Annotated in this window: 6 protein-coding genes; 4 read left to right on the forward strand and 2 right to left on the reverse strand. The window is 54.6% G+C overall.

All coding sequences use genetic code 11. The features are described from left to right. The 4 genes from ONB24_11145 to ONB24_11160 all read left to right on the forward strand — a co-directional run. Positions 1-721, forward strand: a 721-nt coding sequence (locus ONB24_11145; GenBank protein ID MDZ7316672.1) for a V-type ATP synthase subunit B, incomplete at its 5' end; no start/stop codon positions are given. Between the two features lie 4 nt (positions 722-725). Next, positions 726-1343: a V-type ATP synthase subunit D gene (locus ONB24_11150; GenBank protein ID MDZ7316673.1), complete on the forward strand. Its 618-nt coding sequence runs from the start codon at positions 726-728 to the stop codon at positions 1341-1343. Then, on the forward strand, positions 1340-3082 hold the full coding sequence (locus ONB24_11155; protein MDZ7316674.1) for a hypothetical protein: 1743 nt from the start codon (positions 1340-1342) through the stop codon (positions 3080-3082). Before ONB24_11150 ends, ONB24_11155 begins: the two co-directional genes overlap by 4 nt. Before the next feature lie 37 nt (positions 3083-3119). Further along, the gene (locus tag ONB24_11160) at positions 3120-3557 is read left to right on the forward strand and encodes a V-type ATP synthase subunit K (protein MDZ7316675.1); all 438 of its coding nucleotides are present in this window, start codon (positions 3120-3122) and stop codon (positions 3555-3557) included. A gap of 548 nt (positions 3558-4105) precedes the next feature. Here ONB24_11160 and ONB24_11165 read toward each other — a convergent pair. Next, complete coding sequence (locus ONB24_11165) at positions 4106-4672, reverse strand: DUF4256 domain-containing protein (protein ID MDZ7316676.1); 567 nt, start codon at positions 4670-4672, stop codon at positions 4106-4108. A 90-nt stretch (positions 4673-4762) separates the two neighbouring features. Continuing rightward, positions 4763-6803: restriction endonuclease (locus tag ONB24_11170; GenBank protein MDZ7316677.1), on the reverse strand; the 2041-nt coding region annotated here is incomplete at its 5' end.

A 6803-nucleotide genomic window follows, 5' to 3' on the forward strand; every position in this document is an offset into this window, starting at 1 on the left:
GATTTTTTTCATCCATTTGGCTTCCGAGCCGATCGTCGAAGGCCTGATGGTACCGGATTTAGCGCTGGCCGTGGCCGAAAAGTTCGCCATTGCCGGCAAAGAGGTGCTCGTGCTGCTCACCGACATGACCAACTTTGCCGACGCCCTCAAAGAGATCGCCATCACTATGGAGCAGGTGCCGTCCAACCGCGGTTACCCGGGCGATCTCTACTCGCAGCTGGCCGCCCGCTACGAAAAAGCGGTCGACTTTGAAGGCGCGGGCGCCATCACCATCCTCGGCGTCACCACCATGCCGGGAGACGACGTGACGCATCCGGTGCCGGACAACACCGGCTACATTACCGAAGGCCAGTTTTATCTGCGCAACGGCCGCATCGAGCCGTTTGGTTCGCTCAGCCGCCTCAAACAGCTGGTCAACAACAAGACCCGTAAGGATCACCGCGCCATCATGGACGGCATGATTCAGCTTTACGCGCAATATCTCGAAACCCTGGAAAAGCGCTCCATGGGCTTCCGGATGAGCGCCTGGGATGAAAAGCTGATCAAATACGGCGAGCTGTTCGAATCGCAGATGATGGACCTGCGCGTCAACATCCCCCTGGAAGAGGCGCTGGACCGCGGCTGGTCGATTTTGGCGCAGTGCTTCAAGCCGGAGGAGACCGGTTTCCGCACCGAGCTGATTAAAGAATTTTGGCCGAAAAAAGAGCAAGTAGAGGCATAGGCCTATGGCCAAAATCAAGCTGACGAAAAACGAGCTGAAGGCGCAGAAGGATGCGCTGAAGCGCTTTATGCGCTATCTGCCGACGCTGGAGCTGAAAAAGAAACAGCTGCTGATGGAAATCCAGCGGGTGCAGAAGGAGGTCGACGAACTGCAGGCCGAGATCGACCGCATGACGCGGCAGATCGAGCAGTGGGTGGATCTCTACGGCGACGAGTCGATCAATCTGCACGACTATGTGCAGGTGCGCGAAATTCTCACCGGCGAAGGGAACATTGCCGGCATCGATATTCCGTTGTTTCAAGATGTGTTGTTCGACGAAGTGCCGTACGATTTCCTGGAAACGCCCCTGTGGATCGATTACGGCATCGAGGCGGTTAAAGAACAGATTCGCCGATTGGCCGAGCAGCAGATTCTGCTGAAGCAAAAGGCGCTCATCGAGCAGGAACTGCGCACCACCATCCAGCGCATCAAGCTCTTTGAGGAGATCAAGATTCCCGAAGCGCGTGAAAACATCCGCGTCATTCAGATTGCCCTCGGCGATCAGATGACCGCCGAAGTGGTGCGCGGCAAAATCGCGAAAAAGAAAATCGAACGCAAAAAGGAGCTGCAGGCGCAAGTATGATCGTTCCAATGAAAAAAGTGACCTTGCTGGTCAGCACGCGCGAACGCACCAAAGCCGTCAATTCGCTGCGGCGGCTGGGCGTACTGCACGTGCAGGCCTTACGGCCGCCCACATCCGAAGAGGTCTATCGCCTGCAGGCGGAGTTGAGCAACGCCGAAAAGGCGGCATTTCTCCTTGCCGATTATAAAGTAGAGAAGGCTCAAGGCGAAGCGCCGCAAGATCTGGTCGAACAGGTCATCGGTCTAGTCCAGCGTCGCGATGCCCTGACGGCGGAACTGGCGGAAAAGCGCGAAGCCTACCGCTGGTTCCAAACTTGGGGACGCGTCTCTTTGGCTTCCCTGAAAAAGCTCGAAGAGGGCGGCATCTATGTGCGCTTTTACCGCTGCGATCAGGCGGCGTTCAAGACGCTTCCGCAGGAGCAGGTCATTCCGGTGGCGCAAAGCAAGGAAGGCATTTTGATCGCTTTTATCGCGCGCTCGCCGGAAGAAAGGCTCGACTTGCCCGAGCAGCGGATGCCGGAGGTCGAAGTGACGGATCTCGAAGCGCGCCTCGCTGCGAATGAAGAAGAGCTTCGACGGATCGCCTCGACCCTGGAATCGCTGGCTCCTTACCGCGAAGCCATTCATACGCGCATGGCGGTACTCAAAAAGCAGCTCGAATTCCACAGCGTACTGGCGGGCATGGGAGAAGCCGAGCAGTTTGCTTTTATTCAGGGATTCTGCCCATACGATCAAGTCGACCGCATCAAAGCGGCGGCTGATCAGGAGGGATGGGCGTATTTTATTGCCGATCCCGATGACCCGGCCGAAGTGCCGACGCTGCTGCGCAACAAAAAGCCGATCCGCATCATCCAGCCGCTGTTCGACTTTATGGGTACTTACCCCGGCTATCATGAGCACGACATCAGCTGGATCTTTTTACTGTTCTTCAGCCTCTTTTATGCCATGATCATCGGCGACGCGGGCTACGGACTGATCTTTTTGGCAGGCACGATCTGGGCGCGGCGGAAATTCAAAACCGCGCCGAGCGAGCCGTTCACTCTGTTCTTCGTGCTGAGCATCGGCACCATTGTTTGGGGATTGATCACCGGAACATGGTTCGGTTCCAAGGCGATCAGCGAGCTGCCCTTTTTAAAGCCGTTCATCATCGAAAAGATGTACAGCTTTAATCCGGCCAAGGATGCGCAGGCGTTCATGATGAAGTTCACCTTCATCATCGGCGTGGTGCATTTGACCGCGGCGCGCCTGATCGCGGCAGCCAAAAAGCTGCCTTCGCCGACGGCCATCGCAGATTTGGGCTGGGCATTGATTCTCTGGTGCGTCTTTTTCGTCGCCAACAAGCTCATCCTGAACAATCCCATGCCGAAATTTGCGATCTATTTGTTGATCGCCGGTGTGCTGCTGGTGGCGTCGTTTGCCAACTTTCAAAAGAATTTTATCAAAGGATTCCTTATTTCGCTGGGCAACCTGCCGTTGAGCGTCATCGGCTGTTTCAGCGACATCGTATCGTACATTCGTTTGTTTGCCGTCGGCATTGCCACGGTGACGGTGGCGAGCAGCTTCAACGATATGGCGGGGGGGATTGTGGCGCCGCTGGTGCTGGTTTTCGGCCACGGACTCAACATCGTCCTCGGTATGATGTCGGTGCTGGTGCACGGCGTGCGCCTGAATCTGCTCGAGTTTTCCGGTCATTTGGGACAGGAGTGGTCGGGCAAGGCTTATCGGCCTTTCTCAGAGTAAATAAATAAAATTGCCGTTAATAAAGAAAGGAAATGATATGATCGAAGGCTTGGGTGACATGAATTTATCGCTGGCTTTGGGAGCCTGCGGTTCGGCATTGGGCATCGGCGTGGCCGGTATGGCTGCAGTCGGTGCATGGAAAAAGGCGTTTGCCGCCAATAAAGCGGCGCCCTTTATATTGGTGGCGTTTGTCGGTGCGCCGTTGTCGCAGACCATCTATGGCATGATTTTGCGCAACGCCATTCAGGCGGCCAACATGCCGCCGGAGTCGTACCCCTGGCAGGTGCTTCTCGGCGCCGTCTGCGGGTTGGCCATCGGACTTTCGGCGTTCTTCCAGGGTAAAATCGGCGCCAAAGCCGCCGACGCATTGGCGGAAACCGGCAAAGGCTTCGGCAACTATATTATGGTGGTCGGCGTCATCGAAACCGTCGCGCTGTTCGTCATGGTCTTTGCCATGACCGCCCTGCCCAAATAAGTTTTCCCGCCAAGAAAAAACGCAAAGCGGCGCCTGAATCGGGCGCCGCTTGCCTTTTGTATATTTCAAACCACTAATGGACGCGAATAATAATTTTTTCCAATTTTTAGATTCGTGTATATCAGCGTTCATTCGCGGTTCCCTTATTCATTTCCTTCGCGGCACATTGACCTTACCATGCGTTTCCATTCCAGCCTGGGCGCTTGGAAGCTAAGCGCCGGCCTGACAATTTTTATAGCCTTGGGCAATAGGTCAAGCATTTGATTGCCGGTACGAAAGATGATTCGAAATCTCTGTTTTATCCGCTAAGGGACGCGAATGGACGCCAATAGAAAGAGATTTTGGCTGCTAAATTGGTGTGTATTCGCGTTTATCAGCGGTTTCATTGCTATTCTTATTTACAGTTTCTCTGCAATATCTCGCTTTTCGGTTCAAGGCTGCGGGAGACTCAATAAAGGGCAAAAGCTTTGAATGTTTTGCTGTCTTTTTAAATTATTTGGCGTTTTACAAGGTAAACATCTAATTTACAGTTTAGTGCTGCATTTAGTTTAAATCCTCACCATCCCCCGAAACCCCCTTGAGGCATAATAGGATTCGGCGCTGTTGTGGTAGACAAACACCGTATCGTAACGACGGTCGCAAAATAGCGCGCCGCCGAGCCTTCGAATCGCCTCGGGTGTCTTTACCCAGCTCGAGGTTTTGCTATCAAATTGACCCAGATTCTGCAGCTGCCGATATTGTTCTTCCGTCAATAGTTCTATACCCATGGCGGCGGCCATATCGACCGCATTATTTTCCGGCTTGAATTCTTTCCGAGCCTCTTGTGCAGCGCGGTCGTAACAGAGGCTTCGTCGGCCTTTGGGACTTTCCACCGAACAATCACAAAACAAAAACTCGCCGGTTTTGGGATCTAGGCCGATGACATCCGGCTCGCCGCCGGTTCTCTCCATCTCATAGAGCGACCACAGCTTTTCCGGATGCGCTTCTATCTTCGCCTGCACTTCTTCCCATAGGATTCCGAGATGGCGGCGCATGTTTTCGGCAAACCGTCGGCTCAAAGTTCTCAACAACTCTTCTTTTTGTTCAATCGTCAGAGTTTTTCTGACATAAGCCATTACTGCCTCTCCTATATTTTGACGGGAAAAGCACCGGCCGTTTGCCGGCGTTTTCTGCCTCTTTTTCTTCTCATGTTATATCATGAGTCATTAGGACTCTGTCGCCTGATTGAGAAATGTATCCTCATATTCCTCACGCCGCAGCACGGTGTCCCAGAGGCCCATATCTTCCCCTTCATGCCGGTTGATGCCCATGTACACCAGACTGGGGTCTTCGTAGCGCTTGAATTTATACACAGCGTCGTTCATCAAGGCACTGTTGAACAGCCCCAGGCTGACCAGCAGTTCAAAGTCCTGCACCCTCAGGCCGGTGACGCGCTTAAATAAGCCCGGCTCTAATTGCGTGATAACATCGCGTAAAGTACGCTCACGGTAGTCGGTGAGGTACAGGAAAATGGGAATGCGCGTGGCAAATTTGATGAGTTTTTCTTGAATTTCTTTGCGCTTACTCTTAAATTCTTTCTCCTCTTCAGTGAGCTGCCGCTTTTCCTGCGGTGTAAGTTCGCGATCATTGGCTTCGCGTTTGGCTTTTTTGACCGCTTCGGATTTGTTGATGATGGTCTCGATGTCCTGATTCAGGTTGCGGAAGCCCTCGATGCTCATCAGGGCCTGCATGGCCTGCTCATTGGACATCAGCCGCCGCAGGGTGTCGTTATCCACGTTAACCAGGAGGGCACTTTCCCAGCGCCGGGCGAGCAGGGTGGCGGTGGTGCCGCTCATGGCCATCTCCAGCACGCCGGCGGCGTCTATCTGGCGCATGGAACTGCCGTCGTAGGCCAGCACCGGCAGGAAGTGGATGAACTCCTCGACTTTCTTCTCCGGGTCGTCCTCATTGACGTTCAACCGGCAACTGTAATCGGCAATCTGGCGCAGGGCGCGGTCAGGGGCAAAGTCAAAGACGTAGCATTCCGGCTTGAGAATGAGTTCCTCATTGGGCGAAAGCCCGTCGGGGTTTTGGAGCGTCCAGGGACTTTGAACGCGAAAAGCGGCCTGGAAGTAGGTTTCCGGGCTGGAGGTGTTGCGCAGCATAAAGAGGCCCGTCCAGGGACGCACGGTGACGCCGGTGGTCAGCTTGCCGCAGGTGAGGGTGATGGTCTTTGTTTCCAACGGATTACCCATCGCCTGCAGCACGGGAGGCAAGGCTTTTGGGCCGATTCCGGCAGAGGCCCCTGCCGCAACAATGACCTTATAGTCATGGTAGAACTTGTTTTGCCGCTGCGCCAACAAGTTGCGCATGGCATAGCAGGCGGCCACGCTGGGTAGAAACCATAGAGTGTGAGAGAGTGCGCTCAGCAGACGCACGTCCGAATATGGCAAAGGTGGGCGGCGGTCGCGTCCCAGTTTCAAATCATCCACGCTGGCAGGCAGATAGGCGCCGCGAATCAAATCCAGCCACTTCTGCACTTCATTTTCGTATTTGAACTTTGCCCGATTGCCAACGCCCTCGGCAGAGAAGAACACATTTAGGTCAAACTCGTTGAATTCGCCCTGCAAGGCAATTAGACGGATCTCCTCCGGCAGTTGATAGGTCAAAAGCACCATGCGCGGCAGGGCGGCGTAGGGGTTGGGGCCTTGCGCCTCGTCCCACTCGGCTTTGGCGCGTTGTTCGTCGGAGTAGGTCCAGTTGTAAATCTGTTCCTCAATGAATTCGCCGGTAGCGATGGCGCGGAAAGGCGTGCCGGAAAGATACAGGTAATGGTCGGAGGTGATGGGCAGGATCTCCTCGTCAAAATAATCCACGGCTTCACCCTCGGCGGCTTTGCGTTCTTCATCATCTTCGGCTTCAAACAAGTCTTTGGCTTTCTCACGCCAGGCACCGTAATGGTATTCGTCGAAAATGACGCAATCCCAATGGGTGGCGTGCACCCATTCGTTTTTGGTCTTGATGCCGCCCGTGCTGGGGTTGCGCCCCAGGTAGTCCTGAAACGAGCCGAAGCAGACGATGGGCTTGCTTTTGTCGGCTTGTTCGTAGGTGAGGCCGCCGGGCTTGATGAACTGCCAGCCGCCGAAATCCACATGGGTGCGCAGGTCTTCTTCCCAGGCGCTTTGCACGGCGGGCTTGAAGGTGAGCACGAGCACCTTCTTCCAGCCCATGCGCTTGGCGAGTTGATAGGCGGCAAAGGTCTTGCCG

It is taken from the genome of candidate division KSB1 bacterium (genome assembly GCA_034505495.1).
Classification (GTDB): Bacteria; Zhuqueibacterota; Zhuqueibacteria; order Residuimicrobiales; family Krinioviventaceae; genus Fontimicrobium_A.

What these genes read in the sequence shown, in the direction of transcription:
- ONB24_11150 (MDZ7316673.1), top strand. Translation starts at nt 726, where the DNA reads ATGGCCAAAATCAAGCTGACGAAAAACGAGCTGAAGGCGCAGAAGGAT.
- ONB24_11165 (MDZ7316676.1), bottom strand. Translation starts at nt 4,672, where the DNA reads ATGGCTTATGTCAGAAAAACTCTGACGATTGAACAAAAAGAAGAGTTG.
- ONB24_11155 (MDZ7316674.1), top strand. Translation starts at nt 1,340, where the DNA reads ATGATCGTTCCAATGAAAAAAGTGACCTTGCTGGTCAGCACGCGCGAA.
- ONB24_11160 (MDZ7316675.1), top strand. Translation starts at nt 3,120, where the DNA reads ATGATCGAAGGCTTGGGTGACATGAATTTATCGCTGGCTTTGGGAGCC.